Raw genomic sequence first — 242 nt, 5'->3', positions numbered from 1 at the left:
CCGCGAACGGGGTGACGAGCGAGCGCACGATCAGCGCGCCGAGCGTGTCGATGAGCCCCAGTTCCTTCATCACCAGGAAGGTCGGGATCATCGTGAGCTGGAAGGGGATCACCATCGTCGCGAGCATCAGGGTGAGCAGGATCCGCGATCCGGTGAACCGCATCCGCGCGAAGGCGTAGCCGCCGGGCGCCCCGGGCAGCAGGTTCGACAGGACGGCCCCGACCGCGACGGCCAGTGAGGTG

The 242-nt window shown here is 68.6% G+C and carries 1 pseudogene; it reads right to left on the bottom strand.

Annotated features, from left to right (window positions below):
* Positions 1–242, bottom strand: a pseudogene (locus tag MFF64_RS37275) (carbohydrate ABC transporter permease); the annotation flags it as partial.

It is taken from the genome of Methylobacterium frigidaeris, assembly GCF_022179185.1.
Classification (GTDB): domain Bacteria; phylum Pseudomonadota; class Alphaproteobacteria; order Rhizobiales; family Beijerinckiaceae; genus Methylobacterium; species Methylobacterium frigidaeris.
The sequence above is the reverse complement of the archived record's forward strand: the minus strand, read 5'-3'. Positions and strand labels throughout refer to the sequence as shown.